Annotated in this window: 21 protein-coding genes and 1 pseudogene; 10 read left to right on the top strand and 12 right to left on the bottom strand. The window is 63.5% G+C overall.

Annotated features, from left to right (window positions below; all coding sequences use genetic code 11):
• Positions 1-11 precede the first annotated feature (11 nt).
• Entirely contained in the window at positions 12-716 is a 705-nt protein-coding gene (locus NKH52_RS23935; RefSeq protein WP_352733985.1) for a nitroreductase, read from the bottom strand.
• Positions 717-896: 180 nt separating this feature from the next.
• On the opposite strand from NKH52_RS23935, the gene NKH52_RS23930 reads away from it, so the two are divergent.
• The 5 genes from NKH52_RS23930 to NKH52_RS23910 are packed head-to-tail and all read left to right on the top strand — an operon-like array spanning position 897 to position 8,481.
• The gene (locus NKH52_RS23930; RefSeq protein ID WP_502908099.1) at positions 897-1,484 is read left to right on the top strand and encodes a helix-turn-helix domain-containing protein; all 588 of its coding nucleotides are present in this window, start codon (positions 897-899) and stop codon (positions 1,482-1,484) included.
• Between the two features lie 20 nt (positions 1,485-1,504).
• Entirely contained in the window at positions 1,505-3,958 is a 2,454-nt protein-coding gene (locus NKH52_RS23925) for a GcvT family protein (RefSeq protein WP_352733983.1), read from the top strand.
• On the top strand, positions 3,955-4,860 hold the full coding sequence (locus NKH52_RS23920) for a homocysteine S-methyltransferase family protein (protein ID WP_352733982.1): 906 nt from the start codon (positions 3,955-3,957) through the stop codon (positions 4,858-4,860). Before NKH52_RS23925 ends, NKH52_RS23920 begins: the two co-directional genes overlap by 4 nt.
• On the top strand, positions 4,853-6,034 hold the full coding sequence (locus NKH52_RS23915) for a pyridoxal phosphate-dependent aminotransferase (RefSeq protein ID WP_352733980.1): 1,182 nt from the start codon (positions 4,853-4,855) through the stop codon (positions 6,032-6,034). The genes NKH52_RS23920 and NKH52_RS23915 overlap by 8 nt, the downstream gene beginning before the upstream one ends.
• Positions 6,031-8,481, top strand: a complete 2,451-nt coding sequence (locus NKH52_RS23910; RefSeq protein WP_352733978.1) for a GcvT family protein — start codon at positions 6,031-6,033, stop codon at positions 8,479-8,481. Before NKH52_RS23915 ends, NKH52_RS23910 begins: the two co-directional genes overlap by 4 nt.
• A gap of 101 nt (positions 8,482-8,582) precedes the next feature.
• Here NKH52_RS23910 and NKH52_RS23905 read toward each other — a convergent pair whose 3' ends face one another.
• From NKH52_RS23905 to NKH52_RS23875, 7 genes are all read right to left on the bottom strand, one after another.
• Positions 8,583-9,170 carry an NAD(P)H-dependent oxidoreductase gene (locus tag NKH52_RS23905; protein ID WP_352733976.1) on the bottom strand — a complete coding sequence of 196 codons (588 nt, stop codon included), beginning with the start codon at positions 9,168-9,170 and terminating at the stop codon, positions 8,583-8,585.
• A complete protein-coding gene (locus NKH52_RS23900; RefSeq protein WP_352733975.1) occupies positions 9,170-9,751 on the bottom strand; it encodes an NAD(P)H-dependent oxidoreductase in 582 nt (193 codons plus the stop codon). The genes NKH52_RS23905 and NKH52_RS23900 overlap by 1 nt, the downstream gene beginning before the upstream one ends.
• A 205-nt stretch (positions 9,752-9,956) precedes the next feature.
• On the bottom strand, positions 9,957-11,360 hold the full coding sequence (locus tag NKH52_RS23895) for an FAD-binding oxidoreductase (protein WP_352734088.1): 1,404 nt from the start codon (positions 11,358-11,360) through the stop codon (positions 9,957-9,959).
• The gene (locus NKH52_RS23890; protein ID WP_352733974.1) at positions 11,360-12,658 is read right to left on the bottom strand and encodes a cytosine deaminase; all 1,299 of its coding nucleotides are present in this window, start codon (positions 12,656-12,658) and stop codon (positions 11,360-11,362) included. The genes NKH52_RS23895 and NKH52_RS23890 overlap by 1 nt, the downstream gene beginning before the upstream one ends.
• A 4-nt stretch (positions 12,659-12,662) precedes the next feature.
• The gene (locus NKH52_RS23885) at positions 12,663-13,514 is read right to left on the bottom strand and encodes an ABC transporter permease (protein ID WP_352733973.1); all 852 of its coding nucleotides are present in this window, start codon (positions 13,512-13,514) and stop codon (positions 12,663-12,665) included.
• Positions 13,501-14,328, bottom strand: a complete 828-nt coding sequence (locus tag NKH52_RS23880; protein WP_352733971.1) for an ABC transporter ATP-binding protein — start codon at positions 14,326-14,328, stop codon at positions 13,501-13,503. Before NKH52_RS23880 ends, NKH52_RS23885 begins: the two co-directional genes overlap by 14 nt.
• A gap of 12 nt (positions 14,329-14,340) precedes the next feature.
• Positions 14,341-15,345, bottom strand: a complete 1,005-nt coding sequence (locus NKH52_RS23875; RefSeq protein ID WP_127258460.1) for an ABC transporter substrate-binding protein — start codon at positions 15,343-15,345, stop codon at positions 14,341-14,343.
• 265 nt (positions 15,346-15,610) lie between these two features.
• Here NKH52_RS23875 and NKH52_RS23870 point away from each other — a divergent pair, with 265 nt between their 5' ends.
• From NKH52_RS23870 to NKH52_RS23855, 4 genes and pseudogenes are all read left to right on the top strand, one after another.
• A complete protein-coding gene (locus tag NKH52_RS23870) occupies positions 15,611-15,994 on the top strand; it encodes a RidA family protein (RefSeq protein WP_352733969.1) in 384 nt (127 codons plus the stop codon).
• A 54-nt stretch (positions 15,995-16,048) separates the two neighbouring features.
• Positions 16,049-16,852, top strand: coding sequence for a creatininase family protein (locus tag NKH52_RS23865; RefSeq protein WP_352733968.1), 804 nt, complete (start codon positions 16,049-16,051; stop codon positions 16,850-16,852).
• A gap of 167 nt (positions 16,853-17,019) precedes the next feature.
• Positions 17,020-17,274, top strand: coding sequence for a type II toxin-antitoxin system ParD family antitoxin (locus NKH52_RS23860; protein WP_023812358.1), 255 nt, complete (start codon positions 17,020-17,022; stop codon positions 17,272-17,274).
• Positions 17,274-17,571, top strand: a pseudogene (locus NKH52_RS23855) (type II toxin-antitoxin system RelE/ParE family toxin). The gene NKH52_RS23860 and the pseudogene NKH52_RS23855 overlap by 1 nt, the downstream one beginning before the upstream one ends.
• 21 nt (positions 17,572-17,592) lie before the next feature.
• On the opposite strand, the gene NKH52_RS23850 reads toward NKH52_RS23855, so the two are convergent.
• Together NKH52_RS23850 and cobD are read right to left on the bottom strand one after the other, a co-directional pair.
• Positions 17,593-18,102 (bottom strand): tyrosine phosphatase family protein, encoded by a 510-nt coding sequence (locus tag NKH52_RS23850; RefSeq protein WP_352733966.1) that lies wholly within the window; start codon positions 18,100-18,102, stop codon positions 17,593-17,595.
• Positions 18,099-19,145 (bottom strand): threonine-phosphate decarboxylase CobD, encoded by a 1,047-nt coding sequence (cobD, locus tag NKH52_RS23845; RefSeq protein WP_352733964.1) that lies wholly within the window; start codon positions 19,143-19,145, stop codon positions 18,099-18,101. Before cobD ends, NKH52_RS23850 begins: the two co-directional genes overlap by 4 nt.
• Here cobD and cbiB point away from each other — a divergent pair.
• Positions 19,144-20,112 carry an adenosylcobinamide-phosphate synthase CbiB gene (gene cbiB / locus NKH52_RS23840; RefSeq protein WP_352733962.1) on the top strand — a complete coding sequence of 323 codons (969 nt, stop codon included), beginning with the start codon at positions 19,144-19,146 and terminating at the stop codon, positions 20,110-20,112. The two genes, cobD and cbiB, sit on opposite strands and share 2 nt — an antisense overlap.
• 329 nt (positions 20,113-20,441) lie before the next feature.
• Here cbiB and cobO read toward each other — a convergent pair whose 3' ends face one another.
• Both cobO and NKH52_RS23830 read right to left on the bottom strand, forming a co-directional pair.
• Complete coding sequence (gene cobO / locus NKH52_RS23835; protein ID WP_352733960.1) at positions 20,442-21,056, bottom strand: cob(I)yrinic acid a,c-diamide adenosyltransferase; 615 nt, start codon at positions 21,054-21,056, stop codon at positions 20,442-20,444.
• Position 21,057: 1 nt separating this feature from the next.
• Positions 21,058-21,504 (bottom strand): bifunctional adenosylcobinamide kinase/adenosylcobinamide-phosphate guanylyltransferase, encoded by a 447-nt coding sequence (locus tag NKH52_RS23830; protein ID WP_352734086.1) that lies wholly within the window; start codon positions 21,502-21,504, stop codon positions 21,058-21,060.
• Positions 21,505-21,601: the final 97 nt, after the last annotated feature.

The raw sequence follows: 21,601 nt of genomic DNA, 5'->3' as shown, positions 1-21,601 counted from the left end.
AGCTGGCTGGCTTACTCGCTGAACGTCACCCACTCTTCCAGCGGCACGCGGTCGGTGCGGAAGGCGTTTTCAGGTTTTGACGTATCTTCATAACCAACCGCCATGCCGCAGACGACGATCTCCTCGTCGGGAATGTCGAGCACCGGTCGGATCTGCCGGTGATAGGGCGCAAAGGCTGCCTGCGGGCAGGTGTGCAGACCCCTGCCCCTAGCTGCGACCATGATGTTCTGCAGGAACATGCCGTAGTCGATCCATGAGCCCTGGTTGAGGCGGCGATCGATGGTGAAGATCATGCCGATCGGGGCGTCGAAGAAGACGAAGTTGCGGTCGTGCTGGGCGCGCATCTTGTCGACCTCGCGACGACCGATCCCGAGCGCGCCATAGAGGCCGAAACCGTTGGCGCGGCGGCGGGTCAGATACGGCTCGAAGAACTGCGTGGGATAATACCGGTACTCGTCCCAATCAGCTTTTTCGGCGCGAATGCCGGAATTGAGGATGGCGTCTGATATCCGCTGCTTGCTCTCGCCCTTGGTGACATAGACTTTCCATGGCTGCATGTTGGTGCCGGATGGGGCGCGCGCCGCAACCGCCAGAATGGCGCGGATGGTGTCGTCGTCGACCATGTCGGGCAGGAATGCGCGCACCGAACGGCGCGACAGGATCGCCTCGTCGACAATCTCGGCATCGCCCGCGATTCGGGGGTTATTTTCCAGCATGGGCCGTCCCTTACCCTTTGTCTCGATCGGACGTCCCCACTCGCCGCTCTCGGCGGAGCCTTTGCATGAACCGTCAAAATCGCGCAAGCAAATCTTGTGCATCCGTGAAAATCTACTTGATTTTTTCATGAGCTTGATTTCTCATGAAATTTGACGGTATTTTTTCATGAAGAGAGCGTTTTGCCTTCGACTACCGCAAGAACATTGCAGGGACCTGACGAACGCGTGCTGGCCGGCGATATCAGGGCCCTGCGCAAGGCGCGCGGGCTGACGCTCGCCGAGATCGGCCTGAAGCTTGGCCGTTCGGTCGGCTGGGTCAGCCAGGTCGAGCGCGGCCTATCGATGCCATCGCTCGGTGACCTCCGAGCCTTCGCCGAACTGTTCGGCGTGCCGATCAGCCTGTTCTTCAGCCATGACGTGCCTGTCGAAAGCGAGCGCGGCGTGGTCGTGCGTGCCGGCAGGCGCCGCACGCTTGGCACAAGCGAATCCGGCCTGGTGGAGGAGCTTCTGTCGCCCGATCTCGGCGGTAGCTTCGAGATGGTGCGTTCGGTCTTCGCGCCGGGCGCGGAACTGAAGGCCGAGGCGCAGCGACCGACCGAGGAAGCCGGATACGTCGCGTCCGGACTGTTCGACATCGAGATCGGAGGTGTCTGGCATCGGCTTGGCGAGGGCGACTCCTTTCGCTTCGAAGGCAAGCCCTACCGCTGGCGCAATCCGGGTGCCGAGCCGGCAATTGTCATCTGGGTGGTTTCACCACCCGTCTATTGAGTTCAAGTTTGGAGAAGAACATGGCGGGTTTGCCGAGCACGGCGCGCGTGGTGATCATCGGAGGCGGTGCCGTCGGCACCTCCTCGCTCTATCATCTCGCCAAGGCGGGCTGGACCGACTGCGTGCTGCTCGAAAAGAACGAGTTGACCTCCGGCTCGACCTGGCATGCCGCCGGCAACGTGCCGACCTTCTCCTCGTCCTGGTCGCTGATGAACATGCAGCGCTATTCGACCGAGCTTTATCGCGGGCTGGCCGACGCGGTCGACTATCCCATGAACTATCACGTCACCGGCTCGCTGCGCCTTGCCCACACGAAAGAGCGCATGCAGGAATTTCAGCGCGCCAAGGGCATGGGCCTCTACCAGGGTATGGACATAGACATTGTCGGTGTCGACGAGATCCAGCGCCGCTATCCTTTCATCGAGACGCATGACCTGAAAGGCGCACTTTACGACCCAAGCGATGGCGACATCGATCCGGCGCAGCTCACCCAGGCGCTGGCCAAGGGTGCGCGCGACATGGGCGCGAGGATCATCCGCTTCTGCCCGGTCACAGGCGTGCGCCGTGAGAACGACGAATGGGTGGTCGAGACGGCACAAGGTGAGATCCGCTGCGAGATCGTCGTCAATGCCGCCGGCTACCGCGCCGCCGAAGTCGGCCGGATGTTCGGCCGCGACGTGCCGATGATGGTGATGAGCCATCAGTACATTTTGTTCGAGGAGATTCCCGAACTGGCGGCATGGTCGAAGGAACAGGGGAAGAAACTGCCGCTGCTGCGCGACGTCGACACCTCCTACTATCTTCGCCAGGAGAAGAACGGCATGAATCTCGGCCCCTATGAGCGCAATTGCCGCGCGCATTGGGCCACCCACAACGACCCGATGCCGGAGGATTTTTCCTTCCAGCTGTTCCCCGACGACCTCGACCGGCTGGAACATTATCTGGCCGATGCCGTCGCCCGCGTGCCGATCCTTGGCACCGCCGGCCTGTCCAAGGTCATCAACGGCCCGATCCCCTACACGCCGGACGGCAATCCGCTGATCGGCCCGATGCCCGGCGTTCCCAATGCCTTCGAGGCCTGCGTCTTCACCTTCGGCATTGCCCAGGGTGGCGGCGCCGGCAAGGTGCTGGCCGAATGGGTGACAGAAGGCCAGACCGAATGGGACATGTGGTCATGCGACCCGCGCCGCTTCACCTCCTTTGCCGCGGCGCCGGACTATTGCGTCGCCAAGGGCATGGAGATCTACGGCAATGAATACGCCATCCAGTTCCCGCGCCATGCCTGGCCGGAAGGCCGCGACCGCAAGCTGTCGCCGATCCACGATCGCATCAAGGCGCTCGGCGGCCGCTTCGACGCCTATAATGGCTGGGAGCGCGCCACCTGGTATGCGCAAGAGGGCGATGATGTTTCAGAGGAAGCGACGCTGACCTTCCGCCGCGAAGGACCCTGGCACCATCGTGTGCGTGAAGAATGCCTGGCCGTGCGCGATGCCGCCGGCATTTTGGACCTGCCGGGCTTCTCGCGCTTCAACCTCGAAGGCCCGGGTGCCGCCGAATGGCTGAGCCTGCAGGTCACTGGGCTGGTGCCGAAGCCAGGCCGCATCGGCCTGGCCTATTTCGCCGACGACAAGGGCCGCATCGTCACCGAAATGTCCGTGGTGCGCCACGACGATAACCTGATGACGCTGATCACCGCGGCGGTCGCGCAATGGCATGATTTCGAATGGCTGAAATCGCGCATGCCCAAGGATACGCCGTTCAGGCTGATCGACCGGACCGAGGAATTCTCGACCCAGATCCTGGCTGGCCCGAACTCGCGAAAAATTCTCGCTGATGTCTGCGAAGCCGACCTCACTCTGCCATGGCTGACGCATCAGGAAACCAAGATCGCCGGCCGCTGGGCGAAGCTTGTGCGCGTGTCCTTCGCCGGCGAACTCGGCTGGGAAATCCACACCAGGATCGACGACACCGCCGCCATCTTCGATGCCATCTGCGCGGCGGGACAACAGCATGGGCTGAAGCCGTTCGGCATGTATGCGCTGGATTCACTCAGACTCGAAAAAGGCTACCGCACCTGGAAGGGCGACCTGTCGACCGACTATTCGATCCTGCAGGGCGGGTTGGAGCGCTTCGTCAAATGGGACAAGCCCGACTTCCGCGGCAAGGCAGCACTCCAGAACGAAAAGCAGCAAGGCGTGAAGAAGCGTTTCGTCACACTGGTGGTGGAAAACCCCGGCGATTGCGACGCTCCGTCAGTTTCTACACTCTGGCACGACGGCAAGATCGTCGGCGAGACCACGTCGGGCGGCTGGGGTCACCGGGTCGACAAATCGATCGCACTCGGCATGCTGCGCGCCGACCTGGCCGAACCAGGTACATCAGTCGAGGTCGAAATCTTCGGTGACCGCTTTCAGGCGATCGTGCAGAAGGATGAACCGCTGTGGGATCCGAAGAACGAAAGGCTGCGCGCATGAAGAAAATCATCCTCACCGATGGCGGGATGGGCCAGGAACTGGTCCGCCGCAGCAAGTCCGAGCCGACGCCGCTATGGTCGGCCAGGGTGCTGATCGACGAACCGGATCTGGTGCGCGACCTGCACGCGGAATTCATCCGTGCCGGCGCCCGCGTGATCACCATCAACACCTATTCTGCGACACCCGAACGCCTGGCGCGCGAGGGCGCGGAAGACCTCTTCAAGCCATTGCAGAAGCGCGGCATCGAATTGGCCAGGCAGGCCCGCGACGAGGCCGGCGATGCAGCCATCTCCGGCTGCCTGTCGCCGCTTTTCGGCAGCTATGCACCGGCACTGACCATTTCCTTCGAGGACACGCTCGATATTTACCGCCGCATCGTTGCCGAGCAGGCCGATGGCGTCGACCTGTTCCTGTGTGAAACCATGGCGTCGGCGGACGAAGCCCGCGCGGCGGTCACCGCGGCATCGGAAAGCGGCAAGCCGGTATGGGTGTCGTGGACGCTGGCCGACCACGGCAAGCCACGGCTGCGCAGCGGCGAGACAATAGCCGCCGCGGCAGGCGCGCTCGATGGCCTGGCAGTCGCCGCGCGGCTGGTCAATTGCTGCCGGCCGGAAGCAATCGCCGCGGCTTTGCCTGAACTGATCGACCTCGGCGGCCCGGTCGGCGCCTACGCCAATGGCTTCACTTCAACCGAAGCACTCAAGCACGGCGGCACCGTCGATGTGCTGCACGCCCGTCACGACCTTGGCCCGGATGCTTATGCCGACCAGGCGATCGGCTGGGTGGAGGCCGGGGCAAGCATCGTTGGCGGCTGCTGCGAAGTCGGACCGCCGCACATCGCCGCCCTGCGCGACCGGCTCGAACAGGCCGGCTACGAAATTTCGGGAGTTTTGCATGCCTAGACCATCATCGCGTATTTCCGGCATCGTGCCTTCGGGCAAGGACGGCTGGGAAGTCCATTTCGCCGCCTGGACGCGCAAGGAGGCCGGCGAAGACATCATCATGCTGTCGGTCGGCGACCATGATTTCGACACGCCCTCGCCGACGATCGAAGCCTGTGTGACCGCGGTTCGCGGCAGCAATCATCACTACACCCCGCTTCCCGGCTTGCCGCGCCTGCGCAGGGCGATGGCGGCGGCCTCGAGCGCCTGCACCGGCGTCGAAACGTCGCCGGATCAGGTGATCGCCACGCCGGGCGGCCAGGCCGCACTCTACGCCGCCGTGCAGGGCGTGCTCGACCAGGGCGATCACGCCATCGTCGTGGCGCCCTATTATGCCACCTATCCCAACACGTTCAGCGCTGCTGGCGCTGAGTTCACCGTCGTCGAGACACCGGCCGAGGATGGCTTCCAGCCGCGTGCCGACATGATCCGCGCGGCAATCCGGCCGAACACGCGCGCCGTCCTGATCAACACGCCGAACAATCCGACAGGTGCTGTCTATTCGCGCGAGCGGCTGGAGCAGTTGGCAGAAGTCTGCCGGGAGCACGACCTCTGGCTTCTGTCGGACGAAGTCTACTGGACGCTCGGCGGCGGCGAGCACGTCTCGCCGCGCTCGCTGCCAGGGATGGCCGAGCGTACGCTGGTCATCAATTCGATGTCCAAGAGCCACGGCATGACCGGCTGGCGCATGGGCTGGCTGACGGGACCGGAGGAGATGATCACGCTCATGATCAATCTCAATCTGGTGACGACCTACGGCCTGCCGGCCTTCATCTCGATCGCTTGTTCCGAGGCGCTGGAGAACCGTTACGGCGTCAAGGAGATCGCCGAACGTTACGCGGCACGCCGCACCGTCTTGCTCGACGCCGTGCGGGGCATGAACGATGTCACCGTGCGCGGTTCGGAGGGCGGCATGTATGTCATGCTCGACATCTCGGCCGTCGAACCGGACGACGAGAAATTCGCCTGGGCCCTGCTCGACAACGAAAAGGTTGGCGTGATGCCCGGCTCCAGCTTCGGCGAGGCGGCCGCCGGCCACATTCGCATCAGCCTCTGCCAGCCCGAACCCGTGCTGCAGGAAGCTGCACTTCGTCTGCGCCGCTTTGCTTCCAGCTACCGTCGCGAGGCAGCATGACCGCCAAGGCAGTTCCCGCCAAAGCAAGAGCGGTCATCATCGGCGGCGGCGTTTCCGGCTGTTCGGTCGCCTATCACCTGGCCAAGCTCGGCTGGACCGACATCGTGCTTCTCGAACGCAAACAGCTGACGTCGGGCACGACATGGCACGCCGCCGGCCTGATCGGCCAACTGCGCGGTTCGCAGAACATGACGCGGCTGGCGAAATATTCCGCCGACCTCTACGTCAAGCTGGAAGCCGAGACGGAGGTCGGCACCGGCATGCGCCAGGTCGGTTCGATCACCGTAGCGCTGACCGAGGAGCGCAAGCACGAGATCTACAGGCAAGCGTCGCTGGCGCGTGCCTTCGATGTCGATGTCCGCGAGATTTCGCCCAGGGAAGTCAGCGAGATGTACCCGCATCTCAATGTTTCCGATGTCGTCGGCGCCGTTCATCTGCCGCTCGACGGCCAATGCGACCCCGCCAACATCGCCATGGCCCTGGCCAAGGGCGCGCGCCAGCGCGGCGCCACCATCGTCGAGAATGTGAAGGTCACCAAGGTCCATACCAAGGCCGGCCGCGTCAGCGGCGTCTCCTGGGCACAGGGCGAAGAGCAAGGCACGATCGAGGCCGACATCGTCGTCAACTGCGCCGGCATGTGGGCACGCGCACTGGGAGCGCAGAACGGCGTCACCATCCCGCTGCACGCCTGCGAGCATTTTTACCTCGTCACCGAACCGATCCCCGGCCTCACCCGTCTGCCGGTGCTGCGGGTGCCGGACGAGTGCGCCTACTACAAGGAGGACGCCGGCAAGATGATGCTGGGCGCTTTCGAGCCGGTGGCAAAACCCTGGGGCATGGACGGCATAAGCGAGGATTTCTGCTTCGATCAATTGCCCGAGGACATGGAGCATTTCGAGCCGATCCTCGAAATGGGCGTCAACCGCATGCCTATGCTGGCGACCGCCGGCATCCACACCTTCTTCAACGGTCCCGAGAGTTTTACGCCTGACGACCGCTACTATCTCGGCGAGGCGCCGGAACTGTCCGGCTACTGGATGGCGGCCGGCTACAATTCGATCGGCATCGTCTCCTCCGGCGGCGCAGGCATGGCGCTGGCGCAGTGGATCAATGACGGCGAAGCTCCCTTCGACCTGTGGGAAGTCGACATCCGCCGCGCCCAGCCGTTCCAGAAGAACCGGCGCTATCTCAAGGAACGCGTCTCCGAAACGCTCGGCCTGCTCTATGCCGACCATTTTCCTTACCGGCAGATGGCGACATCGCGGAATGTCAGGCGTTCGCCGCTGCACGAGCATCTGAAGGCGCGCGGCGCCGTTTTCGGCGAAGTCGCCGGCTGGGAGCGCGCCAACTGGTTCGCACGCGAGGGCCAGGAGCGCGAATACCGCTATTCCTGGAAGCGCCAGAACTGGTTCGACAACCAGCGGGAAGAACACCTCGCGGTCAGGAATGGCGTCGGCCTGTTCGACATGACCTCGTTCGGCAAAATCCGTGTCGAGGGCCGCGACGCTCGGCACTTCCTGCAAAGACTGTGCGCCAACGACATGGACGTCGCGCCGGGCAAGATCGTCTACACCCAGATGCTCAACCAGCGCGGCGGCATCGAGAGCGACCTGACGGTTTCGCGGCTGTCGGAAACCGCCTACTTCCTCGTCGTCCCCGGCGCCACACTGCAGCGCGACCTGGCTTGGCTGCGCAAGCACGTCGCCGACGAGTTCGTCGTCGTCACCGACGTGACGGCGGCCGAAAGCGTGCTCTGCCTGATGGGCCCGGACGCAAGAAAGCTGATCCAGAAGGTCAGCCCCAACGACTTTTCCAATGATAAAAATCCGTTCGGCACGTTCCAGGAAATCGAGGTCGGCATGGGCCTGGCCCGCGCCCACCGCGTCACCTATGTCGGCGAACTCGGCTGGGAACTCTATGTCTCGACTGATCAGGCGGCCCATGTCTTCGAGGCGATCGAGGAGGCAGGTGCGGGTGTCGGCCTGAAGCTTTGCGGCCTGCACACGCTGGATTCCTGCCGCATCGAAAAGGCCTTCCGGCATTTCGGCCACGACATCACCGATGAAGACAATGTGCTGGAAGCCGGCCTCGGCTTCGCGGTGAAGACCGCCAAGGGCGACTTCATCGGCCGCGATGCCGTGCTGCGCAGGAAGGAAGCCGGCCTGTCACGCCGGCTCGTCCAGTTCCGCCTGAAGGATCCAGAGCCCCTGCTCTTCCACAACGAGGCGATCCTGCGCGACGGCAAGATCGTCGGCCCGATCACTTCAGGCAATTACGGCCATCATCTCGGCGGCGCAGTCGGGCTAGGCTATGTGCCCTGCAAAGGCGAGAGCGAGGCGAATGTGCTGGCCTCAACCTACGAGATCGAGATCGCCGGCGAGCGCTTTGCGGCGGAAGCCTCGCTGAAGCCGATGTACGATCCGAAATCGGAGCGGACAAGGATGTAGCGCCTCTTACCCTCCCCCTTGTGGGGAGGGTCGGCTCGCGGTCGGAGCGGAGCGGAGATTGCGGGACGGGGTGGGGATAGCGCCCTACGAGACCCCGCTTCTCAAAACCGCTCCAGCTTCGCCCGCACCTTCGCCAGAAACGCCGCCCGCGTTGCCGGCGTCGAGGCATCCATCAAATAGTGCGCCAGGAAAAACGTCCGGCAGCGCGTCGCGCATAGCGCCCGCATGCCGCGCAGCAGGGTCTTGCGTCCCGGCTGGCCGACGACGATGCTCCACCAGGTCGGGGCGCCGCAGGTGGTGATGACGCCGACCTTGGTTACATGCGTCATCAGCGACTTGATCCGCCCCTTGCCGGCCGGCAACTTGAAGGCGACGTCCGTCGCCCACACCCGGTCGAGCCAGCCCTTCAGCATCGCCGGCAGTCCGTACCACCAGGTCGGATAGACAAACAGGATCGCTTCGGCCCAGTTGAGCAGTTCGAAATGCGGCTTCAGCGCCGGGTCCTGCGGCGCCTGGTCATTGTAGGAGCGTCGCTCGTCGCAGCCCATCACCGGGTCGAACTTCTCGGCATAGAGGTCGAGCAGCCGCACCTCCCAGCCTCGTCGCATCAGCACGTCGATGGCGGTGTCGCGAATTGCCGCACAGAAGCTGTCCGGCACCGGATGGCAGTAGACCACCAGCGCGCGCATCAGAAGGCATCCATGCGTGCCGCGACCTTGGCCATGAAGGTCTTGCGCGTGCTGTCGGTCGACAGATTCATCGAATAATGTGCAAGATAGCTCACCGGTGCGCCCGGTTTGACGGTGGCGCGCAGCATGCGCTTGATCAGTTTGCGCGGCGGATCATCCATCAGCATGGCGCGGAACCGGCTGCCGCCATAGGTAGTCACCGCGGCAACCTTGCGTATGTTGTGCAGCGACGGCTGCGCCTTGCCGTCGACCAATTTGAACGACACGCCGGGCAGGAAGACGCGATCGAAAAAGCCTTTCAGGATCGCTGGAAAGCCGTAGTTCCAGACCGGATAGGAAAGCACCAGCGCATCGGCGCGCAGCAGGCGTTCGACATAAGGCGCGGCAGCGTCAGCGGCGCCGCGCTGATTGTGGTAGCCCAGCCTTTCCTGCCGCGTCATCCGCGGATCGAAATCCTCCGCGTAGAGGTCGCAGTCATCGACCGTATGGCCCGCCGCCGTCAACCGCTCTACGATCATGCGGTGCAGGCCGGCATTGAAGCTGGTCTCGACCGGATGGGCGTAAAGGACGAGGATGTTCACAGGGGAATATCCGCAAGGTCAGTGCGAGGCACCCCCCTCTGCCCTGCCGGGCATCTCCCCCGCAAGGGGGGAGATCGGACTGCCGTATCGCTTTCGCTAACTGTCGACGCCGCAGAATGGTCGCGACTCAAAGGCTGCCAATCTCCCCCCTTGCGGGGGAGATGTCCGGCAGGACAGAGGGGGGTACTCAAGCGCAAACCTCTCCTCATCCCACCCTCTGCAGCCCCTTGAACAAAAAGGTCCGGCCCGACCGGTAGTCATAGTCCGGGTTCTCCCAGGCGATCATCTTGCCGGGGTTGAGCAGGCCTTGCGGATCGGTCTCGCGCTTGAAGGCGAGCTGCACCGCGTCGGTCTGCTTCATGCCGCCCTCTTCCAGCGTGTAGCGATGCGGGTTGAAGATCGGGCAGCCATTCGCCTCATGCAGCCGCACGATCTCGTCGAGCCGCGCTTCGGTGGTGAACTTGACCAGCGGCAGGCCGAAGCAGGTGATGTTGCCATCGAGCCGCACGAATTCGAGATGCGAAAAAACCTCGCCCGGAAACATCCCGTCCATCTTTTCGACCAGCGCCAGCTGGTTGGGAAACGGATAGAGCGATTGCAGATAGGTAATCGAAGGGTCGACGCGCAGCGCCCTCAGCGTCGTGTGATTCCATGCCAATTCATAGGCCGGCGGCAGGCCCTTTTTCTCCTCCGGCGTCGCGGTCGCGGCGTTAAAGATCACTTCGCCGCCGGCGCGCCGGGTGAAGGCCAGAAAGGCATCCAGCCCATGCTGCGCCACCATGACGACACAGACGCTTTGCCCTTCCCGTAGGAATTTCTGGTGCCGCTTGAAATAGAGCTGCGGCACGGGTGCCGCTATCGGCGTGATCAGCTTGGTCAGGATGCCGTCCTGGCAGGCCAGCGCATTTCCGAAGCGGGCGGCGTCCATGAAGGCGTCGAAGCCGACGATGACATCGACCCAGTCATAGGCTGCCGTCAGCGGCATCTCGACCTCTGATATGATCCCATTGGTGCCATAGGCATGGGTCACCTTGTGCAGATCTTCGCCGGTGAGTTCGAGCACCTTCGGCTCGGCCTCCATGGTCACCACGCGCAGGCGAAGCACGTTGCCGAAATCGCGCAGGCCGCCGAAATTGATCGAACCGACGCCGCCCGAACCGCCGGCGATGAAGCCGCCGATCGAGGCCGTGTTGTAAGTGGACGGCGACAGCCGCAGCTCCTGCCCGGAATGCGCCCGCGTTGCCTTGTCGATGTCGGCCAGAATGGCCCCCGGTCCGGTCACAACGCGACCCGGCGCGATCGACTTGATCTCATTCATCTCGGCAAGGTTGAGCACGACGCCGCCGGAGAGCGGCATCGCCTGGCCATAATTGCCGGTGCCGCTGCCGCGTGGCGTCACCGGCACGCCATGCCGATGACAGGCGGCAAGCACGCGGATCAATTCGGCCTCGGTCTTCGGCGACACGATCAAATCGCCGATGACATGGTCGAGCTGCTGCTTCAGCACAGGGCTGTACCAGTAGAAGTCACGGCTCTTCTGCTGGACGATGGCTGGATTGTCGTCGAGTTTCAGGCCTTCGAGATCGCGTTTGAGCGCCGAAACATCCATCATTCCACCATCAGTTCGTCGAGTTCGCCATAATCGGGCAATTGCCGCTCGATTGCGCGTCCGGCGCGCACGACGATGCGATCCGATTCGGGCCGCGACAGCAATTCCGTCCAGCTTCGACCTTTGAACACGATGAAATCGGCATCGCCACCAGCGGCGAGCGTACCGAAGCCGTCAAGCCGCATCACTTTGGCGGGCGTCGCGGTGATTGCTTGCGGCCAGTCGGCGACCGGATGATCGAAGTGCAGGATGCGCGTCGCCATGCGGTAGACCTCCAGCATGTCGAGATCGCCATAGGCATAGAACGGGTCGCGCGTGTTGTCGGATGCGACCGCCACCAGAATGCCCCTCGCCTTCATCTCATGCAGCAGCGTCACGCCACGCCAGCGCGGCGTGGTTTGGTTGCCGCGCCGATCCTGCAGATAGAGATTGCACATCGGCAGCGACACGACGGCCAGCCCCGCCTTCGCCACCTTGTCCAGCGTGTCCAGCACATCGAGGTCCGGCTGGCGCGCCAGCGAGCAGCAATGACCGACGAGGATATTGCCCTCGAAGCCGTTCCAGAGCGCGGCCTCTGCAATCTTCTTCAGCGATATGGCGGAAACATCGTCGGTCTCGTCGGCATGGAAATCGAGATCGAGGCCATGCTTGATGGCTTGCGCGAAGACATGGTCGAGCAGTTCTTCGAGGTCCGGCACCATATAGGTGACGACACCGAGCACGCCCTTTGCCGCGGCAACCCTCTTTGCCAGCCTGTCGAACCACTTTTTGTCGCGCACGCCTTCGATGCCGAGCAAACAGGCGCCCTGCAACTCGATGCGGCCGCGCCATGTCTCGCGCATCGCCTCGAACACCGGCCAGGAGATTTCCTCCTGCGGCGCGACGCTGTCGAGATGCGTGCGCAGCGCCCTGGTGCCATGCGCGTAGGCTGAGCGCAGCGAGAAATCCATCCGTTTCGCAACGTCCTCGGCGCTCCAGCGTGCCACACGATCGGCGCCGGCGGCATTCAGCGCGCCCATGAACGTGCCGTCGGGATTGGGCTTTCGAGGCCAGATATGGCCCTTGTCGATATGCGTGTGGCTGTCGACGAAGCATGGCAGCACGATGCGGCCGCCAAGATCGACGGCATCAGCAGGCGCTGCACGACCGTGGGCGGCAATGCCTGCGATTTTGCCGTCTGCGATAGTGACGTCGGCAAGCGCAAAGCCATCCCTGTCGAGAGCAGCGCCAAGGCCTGGGGTCAGGGACGCGTGAAGCCTGACATTGGCGAGCCGGTATGAACCTGTGTTCGGAATCAAGGGCCTAGCGCTCCTGCTTCAGTGCGCTTTCGTGCCAGCGCCGCAAAATGAGATGCGAAATCAGCGACAGCACGAGGAAGATCAAAATGCCGGTCAACGAGATCAGGAACAGCGCCGCGAACAGCCGCGGCGCGTTGAGCCGGTAGCCGGCCTCGATGATGCGCGAGGCAAGCCCGGACGACTGGCCGGTGGTGCCGGCGACGAACTCGGCCACCACCGCGCCGATCAGCGACAGGCCGCCGGCGATCTTCAACCCGCCGAGGAAATAGGGCATCGCGGCCGGCAGCCTGAGATAGCGCAATTGCTGCCAGCGCGTCGCGCCGTTGAGCTTGAACATGTCGCGCAGATTGCGGTCGACGGAGTTGAGGCCAAGCGTGGTGTTGGACAGGATCGGAAAGAAGGCGACGATCCAGGCGCACAGCAGAAGCTTGGTCGTCTGGTCGTTCACATAGATATTGATCAGCGGAAAGATCGCCACGATCGGCGTCACCTGCAAAACGATGGCGAAGGGGAAGAACGACATTTCGACCCATTTCGATTGCGCGAACAGCACCGCCAGCCCGACCCCGCCGACGACCGCCAGAGCCAGGCTGAGGAAGGTGATGCGCAAGGTCACCAGCAGCGAGGAAAACAGCAGGCCGGCGTCGTTGTAGAGCGTCCACAGCACCACGCCCGGGCGCGGCAGGATGTATTGCGGGATCTCGTTCCAGACGCAGATGCGATCCCACAGCCAGATCGCCAGGATCATGATCGTTAGCGGCAGCACCCAGCGGCCGATCCGTTCGAACCGCTCCTGGCGCACGCGGCGCGCTTCCTCGGGGTCGAGTTCGAGCACGCGCTCGTTAATGGCCGTCATGATGCGCGCCTGCTGTTGAATTGATGGCCTGGACCAGCACGTCGGAGGCCTGACGGCAGAGTGCCGCATAGTCGGGCGAGGTGCGAAACGCCTCGTCGCGCGGATAGGAGGCCTCGATGGCGAGTTCGTCGAACACCCTGCCCGGACGCGCCGCCATGACGACGACGCGGTTGGAGAGGAACACGCTTTCAAAGACGCTGTGGGTGACGAAGACGACGGTGAAGCGTTCGTCCTGCCACAGCTCCAGCAGATCGTTGTTGAGCTTGAAGCGGGTGATCTCGTCGAGTGCCGCGAACGGTTCGTCCATCAACAGCACGCGCGGTTTGGTCACCATCGCGCGTGCGATCGAGACGCGCATCTTCATGCCGCCGGACAGTTCGCGCGGCACCGCGTCTTCGAAACCGGTCAGGTGCACCCGCGCCAGCATCTCCGTGATCGCCGGTGTCGCCTTGGCGCGCGAAATGCCTTTCAGCCGAAGCGGCAGCCAGACATTGTCGAAAACATTGGCCCAGGGCAGCAGCGTCGGCTCCTGGAAGACGAAGCCGATGTTCGAACGGTCAAGCGAGCCGCCGCCGCGCCAGTCGAGCACGCCGGAGGTCGGCGTCGACAGGCCGGCGATCAGCCGCAGCGCCGTCGACTTGCCGCACCCCGACGGCCCGAGCAGGCTGAGGAAATCGCCTTCCCGGATGGTCAGGTCGACGTCGCTGAGCGCCGTCACGCCGTTGGAAAATACCTTGCCGACGCCGCGCAGCGCCAGAAGCGTCGGGGCCGTACCCGACACAGCCGGCGCTGGCGCCACTTTTTCCCTTATCATGCGGGGACCGGCCTATTTCTTCAGCTCGAGCCCGACGCCCTTGTTGATGAAGGTCAGCGTGTAGGCCTTCTTGATGTCGATGCCGGCTGGCGTGACCTTGGCCTTGACCATCTTGTCGTAAAAACTCTTGATCCGCTCGTCGGTCATGGCGCCGATGCCGAGCTTTTCGGTGTCGCCGGAATCGGCCAGGCCGAACTTCTTCATCTGCTCGATCGAGAACGCGATCTGCTCGTCGCTCATGTCGGGATTGTCTTTCTTGATCAAGTCGTTGGCGGCCTTGTTGTCGCCGTAGAGATATTTGTACCAGCCCTTGGCGGAGCCATCGACGAAGCACTGGACCACCTCCGGCTTCTTGTCGATCGTGTCCTGCATCACCTCGATCGTCGTAGAGTAGGTGTCCCAGCCATAGTCGGCGAGCAGGAACTGGTTCGGCACGAAGCCGCCCTCCTTCTTGACCGCGAACGGCTCGGAGGTGACGTAGCCCTGCTGGATCGACTTCTTGTTGGCGAGGAAGGGAGCGGTGTTGTAGGTGTATGGCGCGCGCTTGGAGGCATCGAAGCCGAGTTCGATGACCATCCACTGGAAGAAGGTCTGCACGCCCTCGTCACCCAATATGTACTGGTCGGCGTTCTTCAGGTCCTCCCATTTGTCGAGCCCTTCGCCGGGATGGGACATGATGACCTGCGGGTCCTTCTGGAAATCCGCCGCCACCACCCGCATGGGAATGCCTTGCTGCACGGCATCGAAAGCCGACAGCAGATTGCCGCCCATGTAGAAATCGATCTTGCCGGCCAGCAGCATCGGCCGGCCACTGACCTGCGGACCGCCCTGCATAATGGTGACGTCGAGGCCGCAGGCGGCATAGGTGCCGTCCGCCACGGACTGGTAATATCCGCCATGCTCCGGCTCGGCCAACCAGTTGGTGCCGAAGGTGACTTTCTCATTCGCAGCAGCACCCAGCGTGCTGGCTGCAAGCAGGGCCACAACCGCCACCGAGATCTTCTGTTTTCCGTACATCGACACCACCCTCTGTTTGCTCCGGCGCGCCACGCGCCAGGCTCGACACCAAAGATTCAAGAAGCAAGACACATGCCACCGGCGTCTGGCGCCGGGGCCGCCCGCTTGAAAGACGTTGCCATGCCAAGCGCGGACGGGTCATGCTGTACGAAAGGCATCGTGCCTATTTTTTGAACGGCTGTCCACAATCGCCCGGGCAACATGCACCGCCATCTTGAAGGTGTAGTGGGTCCAGCTTTAGGCTGACGGCATCCAGGAGATTGCCATGTTCAGATTCCTCACCCCGAAGTCGATCAAGCCGCCCTTTGCCCACTACAGCCACGGCGTCGAGGTACCGCCTGGCAAGCGGCTGGTGCTGTGCTCGGGTCAGGTCGCCATCACCGCGGACGACCAGATTCCCGAAGACGCCGGCGCGCAGGCCGAACTCTGCTTCCGCAACATCGAAGCGATTCTCGGCGAAGCCGGGCTGGGCTTACGCGACATCATCCGTATCAACGCCTATGTCACCGACCGCGCGCATCTGCGGCCCTATATGGATGTCCGCGACCGGCTGTTTTCCAGCCCCGCGCCGGCCTCGACGCTGATGATCGTTTCCGGCTTTGCCCGCCCCGAATTCAAGGTCGAGGTCGAGGCCATCGCGGCCGGGTGATCGACAGACCGCGCTTGCCGCGCTAGGTCTGCCGGACCATTGAAGAGGCATGACATGACCGTACCCAAAAGACGTGTGTGGTGGGGCGACTACCGGACCACCGAATACGCCTCGATCGATCCGGAGGCGACGATCGCCGTGCTGCCGGTGGCGGCGATCGAGCAGCATGGGCCACATCTGCCGGTCTCTACCGACACTTCGATCATGAACGGCATGCTCGACACGGTTATTTCGCGCCTGCCCGACGATCTCGACATCCGCATCCTGCCGGTCCAGGCAGTGGGCAAGTCGAACGAACATCTGCACGCGCCGGGCACCCTCACTCTGCCGGCAACCACGCTGATAGAAGCCTGGACCGAGCTTGGCCTGTCGATCGCGCGCGCCGGCGTGCGCAAGCTGATCGTGGTCAATTCGCATGGCGGCAACGAAGAGATCATGGGCATTGTCACGCGCGAACTGCGCGTGCGTGAAAAGATGCTGGCGGTAAAGACCAGCTGGCAGCGTTTTGGTCGTCCGGCCGGCATGTACACCGAACTGGAGGACCGTCACGGCATCCATGGCGGCGATGTCGAGACCTCGCTGATGCTGCATTTCCGGCCGGACCTCGTCGACATGGGCAAGGCCGACAATTTCGTTTCCAATGTCGCCAAGGCCGAGAAGGAATTCTCGCTGCTGCGCCACACCGGCACCCACGCCTTTGCCTGGATCGCTGGCGATCTCAACCCGAATGGCGTCGTCGGCGATGCCAGCATCGCGACGGCGGAGAAGGGCCGGCTGACGGCAGAATATCAGGCCGACGGGTTCATCAGCCTGCTGGGGGATGTGCGCAAGGCGAAGCTCGCGGACTGGTTGACGTAGCCTCCAAACCAGTGGTCTGGCATCGAAAGGCAAACGCTGTCCTCTTGAACAAACAGGCGACGGAGGGCGGATCAGACAATCACGCTTTTGCACAAGCGATTTCCGCACAAGAGATTTTGACAAACTTTGCCAAAATGGACCATACTGGACGGGATATGGAGGCCAGTATGGCAACGATGAACGTATCATTGCCCGACCCGATGAAAGATTGGGTTGAGGCGCAAACCGAAACGGGCCGTTACGCCAACGCGAGCGACTATGTGCGCGATTTGATCCGTCGGGATCAGGAGCGCAACGACAAGATTGCCGCCATGCAGCGCTTTGTCGATGATGGCTTGAAGAGTGGCATCGGCAATCGATCCAGGGACGCGCTTTTCACGGAGGCGGTTAAACGCGCTGAAAAGCCATCCGGCAATAGGTAGTGGAATTTCGCCTTTCTTTAGCCGCGGAAGAGGACATCGTCGGTATTGCCGAGCAAGGGGTGCGCCTGTTCGGCGCTGTGCAGGCCAGACAGTATCATGACGAGTTGTTCACGATCTTTGACCTGATCGCTGCCAGTCCCCCGAATAGCGCGGGAGCGGCTTGAATTGAGGCCACCGATGCGTATCCATCCCTTCAAAGCCCATCTTATCGTCTACCGGATCGAAGCCGCCGACGACGTGTTCATTGTCCGGGTACGCCACGGGCATGAAGATTGGGCGAATGAAGGCACTCGATAATCGAACAATGACATGGGGCAGCTAGCTGTCGATCCTCAGCGCAAAGGGCGTGCCTTCAAAGGCATCCGCACCGCGGCCGATCGATTCGATCGCCTCGATCATGCGACCGTTGCGATCAAGCAACGCATCGGCCACCGCGATCAGTCGCGGATTGGGTGTTGCCGAGGGCGACAGCGCCCGCAGCGTCCGCGCCAGTTCGGCCTCGTCGCGTTTCGGCGCCAATGCGGCCGCGATGATATAGGCCGAAGCCGTCGAGCGGCTGATGCCGGCATAGCAATGCACGAGCATCGGCCTTGCCCGGTCCCAGCGGCGCGCGAAATCGAGTAAGTTACGGACATGCTCCTCGCCCGGCATGGTCATGCCGTCCTGCGCCGCCGCGATGTCATGCATGACCAGATGCAGATGGTTTTCTCGGGCGATCGACGGCGGACGGACCACCGCCGTTCCGGCGGCAAGCAGCGACAGCATGCGGTCGGCGCCGGTCCTGGCCACCGTTTCCTCGATCTTTGCAAGCGAACAGACATGGATCATTGTTTCGAACCCTTCGATTGATGCTCGCGCCGCGACGCCCATTCGGCAAGAACGGTCTCGAGCCGCTGCCATTCCTCCTCACTCCCCGGCAGGCCGGCGCGCAGAACGTCAGGCCGATCGGCAAAATGGCGAAGCAGGATGCCGCGCTCGCCGAGCGCGGCAAACAAATCGGCGGCATGCGGCAGGCGAAGAAAACGGAACAGCGTGGTGCCGCCCACGACGGGAATACCGAAGCGGCCGAACAGCGCATCGAGCCGCGCCGATTCATCAGCCAGCGCCGTCCGCATCGCGTCCTGCCAGCCAATATCGGCAAGCGCGCGGATGCCGTATTCCAGCGCCGGGCCGGCGACGGCCCATGGCCCGAATTGTGTTTCCAGCCGTTCGACCGTCACAGCATCGGAAAGTGCAAAACCGAGCCGCAGGCCGGCCAGACCAAAGAACTTGCCGAACGAGCGCAGCACGACGACGCCGCCCTGGCCGACATCGCCGCAGAGGCCATGCTCGCGCGGCCCAACATCCATGAACGCCTCGTCGACAACCAACAGCCCGCCCTTGGCGCGCAATCCGGCAGCCAGAGCCAGCAACCGGTCGCGCTCGATGATGCGTCCATCCGGATTGTTCGGATTGACGATGATGGCAAGGTCGGCGTCCGCCAGGTCAGCGAAATCGCCGACCTCGGTCACCGCGTGCCCGGCGATCGCGGCGGCGCGGGCATGTTCGGCGTAGGTCGGACCCAGCACCAGCGCCTTGCCGGGGCTGATCAGCGAGGCGACGCGCGGCAACAGGATCTGCGTGCCGGGCGCCGACACGACGTTGGCTGGAGACGGCGCACCGTACGTACTGGCCGCGATCTCTGTCAGGTCGCGCGTGCGCGCGGCTTCCGGCAACCGTGACAGCGAGGTGGCGGGCAGGTCGAAAAGCGGGTAGGAGTGCGGATTGATACCAGTCGAGAGGTCGACGAAAGGCAGCAGGGCGTTGGGGAAAAGCGCCCTCGCCCGGCCAAGACTTCCACCATGGTCCACCGCTCCTTCAAGAAGCTTCATGTCAGTCCTGATCGCTTTCCTGTCATTGGCCGTCGAATTCGCCCTCGGTTACCCCGATTGGCTGTTTCGCGCCATCGGCCATCCGGTGACGTGGTTCGGCAGGCTGATATCCTTTCTCGACCACAGGCTCAACCGCGCCACTGATCCCGACGCGCTGCGTCGCAAGCGTGGTGTCCAGGCGCTGCTGGTCATCGTGCTGGTGCCGGCGATAATTGGCCTGGGCGTGCAGATCCTGTTCTGGTTCGTTCCCATGGGCCTCGTCATCACGGCCCTTCTGGCAACGTCGCTTCTGTCGCAAAAGAGCCTCTATGAGCATGTCGAGGCGGTGGCTGACGCGCTCGACACGGGCGGCCTGGCTTTGGGCCGCGTTGCCGTTTCGCGGATCGTCGGCCGCGACCCTGAAACGCTCGACAGGGCCGGCGTCTGCCGCGCGGCGATCGAGAGCCTGGCCGAGAATTTCTCTGACGGCATCGTCGCCCCAGCCTTCTGGACCGGCGTCGGCGGCCTGGCCGGCGGCGCCGCCTACAAGGCCGCCAACACCGCCGATTCGATGATCGGCCACCGCACCCCGCGCCACGAGGCGTTCGGCTGGGCAGCGGCGCGCTTCGACGACTGGATCAATCTGCCGGCGTCGCGGCTGACGGCACTGCTGATCGTGCTGGCGGCGTTCCTCGTCAAAGGCGCTGATGCGAAAAATGCCTGGCATGCGGTATTGCGCGACGCGAAAAAACATCGCTCACCCAATGCCGGCTGGCCGGAAGCGGCGATGGCCGGCGCGCTCGGCCTGGCGCTCGCCGGGCCGCGCAGCTACGGCGGCGTCCTGGTCGACGACGTCTTCATGGGCGAAGGTGGGCGGCGCGAAGCCGACAGCCTCGACATCAGGCAGGCGCTGAAACTCTATCGCGTTGCCGACTATCTGCTGATCGCCCTGTTCGGGTTGGTTTCGATCATCGTCATTCTGGCGTGACCTCACCGCCTCGTGAGTTCTCTCCCGAAGGGAGGAAGGGAGCCGTGCTGCAACAGGTTCGCGCCTTTCCTCTCCCCCGTCGATCGGGGGAGAGGTGGCTCGGCGAAGCCGGGACGGAGTGGGGGTCGACCAGCTCGGCAGTCGCGTTTTCGCATCCGCCGGGTCGCGCCTGCCAGTCTGCGGCCGCGCGTTCGATAATCGCCGTCCCCCAATCCGTCGCTGCTTCGCAGCGCCACCTTTCCCCCCTCCGGAGGGAAAGGAAGGGAGCCTCGCTGAGAGCGCTGGCGACCAGACTTGAACGGCCTACCCACAGAAGGGGACAACAGCTCTCAGAACTCGATCCCCTGCTGGGCCTTCACGCCCGCGGAAAAATGGTGCTTGGTCACGCCCATTTCGGTGACGAGGTCGGCCGCCTCGATCAGCGCCGGCTTGGCGTTGCGGCCGGTGACCACGACATGCAGGCCCTCACGCCGCGCCTTCAACGCCGCAACCACTTTGTCGAGATCGAGATAGTCGTAGCGTAGCGCAATGTTCAGTTCGTCGAGCACCAGCAGGCTGATCGACGGATCGGCCATCAGTTCGAGCACCTTGACCCACGCGGCTTCGGCGGCTGCGATGTCGCGCTTCAGGTCCTGCGTCTCCCAGGTGAACCCCTCGCCCATCGCGTGCCAGACGACGCGGTCGCCGAAGGCAGCAAACGCATCCTTCTCGCCGGTGTGCCATTTGCCCTTGATGAACTGGACGACACCGACACGCTTGCCGTAGCCGAGCATGCGCAGCGCCAGGCCGAAAGCAGCCGTGGTCTTGCCCTTGCCGGGACCGGTGTTGACGATCAGCAATCCCTTCTCGACCGTCTTGCTCGCCACCTCGGCATCCTGCACCGCCTTGCGCTTGGCCATCTTGGCGCGGTGGCGTTCTTCGTCCTTATCGTCGATGTCGGTCATGTCATTTCACCTTGAGCGGTAGCCCCGCCACCATCAGCAGCACCGTATCGGCGACGGCGGCGACCTGCTGGTTGAGCCGGCCGGCGGCATCGCGAAAGCGGCGCGCCAGTGCATTGTCCGGCACGATGCCTTGTCCGACCTCATTGGACACCACGAACCAGGGCCCGCGCGGCCGCGACAGCACCTCCGTCAATCGCCGGCATTCCAGCTCGAAATCGCGTTCGGCCAGCATGTGGTTGGTCAGCCACAGCGTCAGGCAGTCGACAAGCACCGGCCGATCGTCCGGCAAGGCGGCAAGCGTCCCGGCGAGATCGAGCGGTGCGTCGATGGTCGTCCAGCCTTCGCCGCGCCGCGATAGGTGCAACGCGATGCGTTCATGCATCTCGTCATCATAGGCTTGCGCCGTGGCGACATAGGTCCAGGGCGGCGGCAAGGCGGTCGCCAAAATTTCGGCGTGGGGGGGGGGGGGGGGGGGGGGGGGGCGGGGGCGGGGGGGGGGGGGGAGATGGTAGAGGTAAACGCTATCGACTAGGGGGGAGGGCGGG

Source organism: Mesorhizobium sp. M1066 (assembly GCF_040318635.1).
Classification (GTDB): Bacteria; Pseudomonadota; Alphaproteobacteria; order Rhizobiales; family Rhizobiaceae; genus Mesorhizobium.
Note: the sequence above shows the minus strand (reverse complement) of the source record. Positions and strands in the feature narration are given on the sequence as shown.

Coding starts and splice junctions, on each gene's coding strand:
- cobD (WP_352733964.1), bottom strand. CDS start 19,145: ATGAAGCTTCTTGAAGGAGCGGTGGACCATGGTGGAAGTCTTGGCCGG.
- NKH52_RS23920 (WP_352733982.1), top strand. CDS start 3,955: ATGAAGAAAATCATCCTCACCGATGGCGGGATGGGCCAGGAACTGGTC.
- NKH52_RS23850 (WP_352733966.1), bottom strand. CDS start 18,102: ATGATCCATGTCTGTTCGCTTGCAAAGATCGAGGAAACGGTGGCCAGG.
- NKH52_RS23860 (WP_023812358.1), top strand. CDS start 17,020: ATGGCAACGATGAACGTATCATTGCCCGACCCGATGAAAGATTGGGTT.
- NKH52_RS23935 (WP_352733985.1), bottom strand. CDS start 716: ATGCTGGAAAATAACCCCCGAATCGCGGGCGATGCCGAGATTGTCGAC.
- NKH52_RS23905 (WP_352733976.1), bottom strand. CDS start 9,170: ATGCGCGCGCTGGTGGTCTACTGCCATCCGGTGCCGGACAGCTTCTGT.
- NKH52_RS23875 (WP_127258460.1), bottom strand. CDS start 15,345: ATGTACGGAAAACAGAAGATCTCGGTGGCGGTTGTGGCCCTGCTTGCA.
- NKH52_RS23910 (WP_352733978.1), top strand. CDS start 6,031: ATGACCGCCAAGGCAGTTCCCGCCAAAGCAAGAGCGGTCATCATCGGC.
- NKH52_RS23865 (WP_352733968.1), top strand. CDS start 16,049: ATGACCGTACCCAAAAGACGTGTGTGGTGGGGCGACTACCGGACCACC.
- NKH52_RS23880 (WP_352733971.1), bottom strand. CDS start 14,328: ATGATAAGGGAAAAAGTGGCGCCAGCGCCGGCTGTGTCGGGTACGGCC.
- NKH52_RS23895 (WP_352734088.1), bottom strand. CDS start 11,360: ATGGATGTTTCGGCGCTCAAACGCGATCTCGAAGGCCTGAAACTCGAC.
- NKH52_RS23885 (WP_352733973.1), bottom strand. CDS start 13,514: ATGACGGCCATTAACGAGCGCGTGCTCGAACTCGACCCCGAGGAAGCG.
- cbiB (WP_352733962.1), top strand. CDS start 19,144: ATGTCAGTCCTGATCGCTTTCCTGTCATTGGCCGTCGAATTCGCCCTC.
- cobO (WP_352733960.1), bottom strand. CDS start 21,056: ATGACCGACATCGACGATAAGGACGAAGAACGCCACCGCGCCAAGATG.
- NKH52_RS23925 (WP_352733983.1), top strand. CDS start 1,505: ATGGCGGGTTTGCCGAGCACGGCGCGCGTGGTGATCATCGGAGGCGGT.
- NKH52_RS23870 (WP_352733969.1), top strand. CDS start 15,611: ATGTTCAGATTCCTCACCCCGAAGTCGATCAAGCCGCCCTTTGCCCAC.
- NKH52_RS23915 (WP_352733980.1), top strand. CDS start 4,853: ATGCCTAGACCATCATCGCGTATTTCCGGCATCGTGCCTTCGGGCAAG.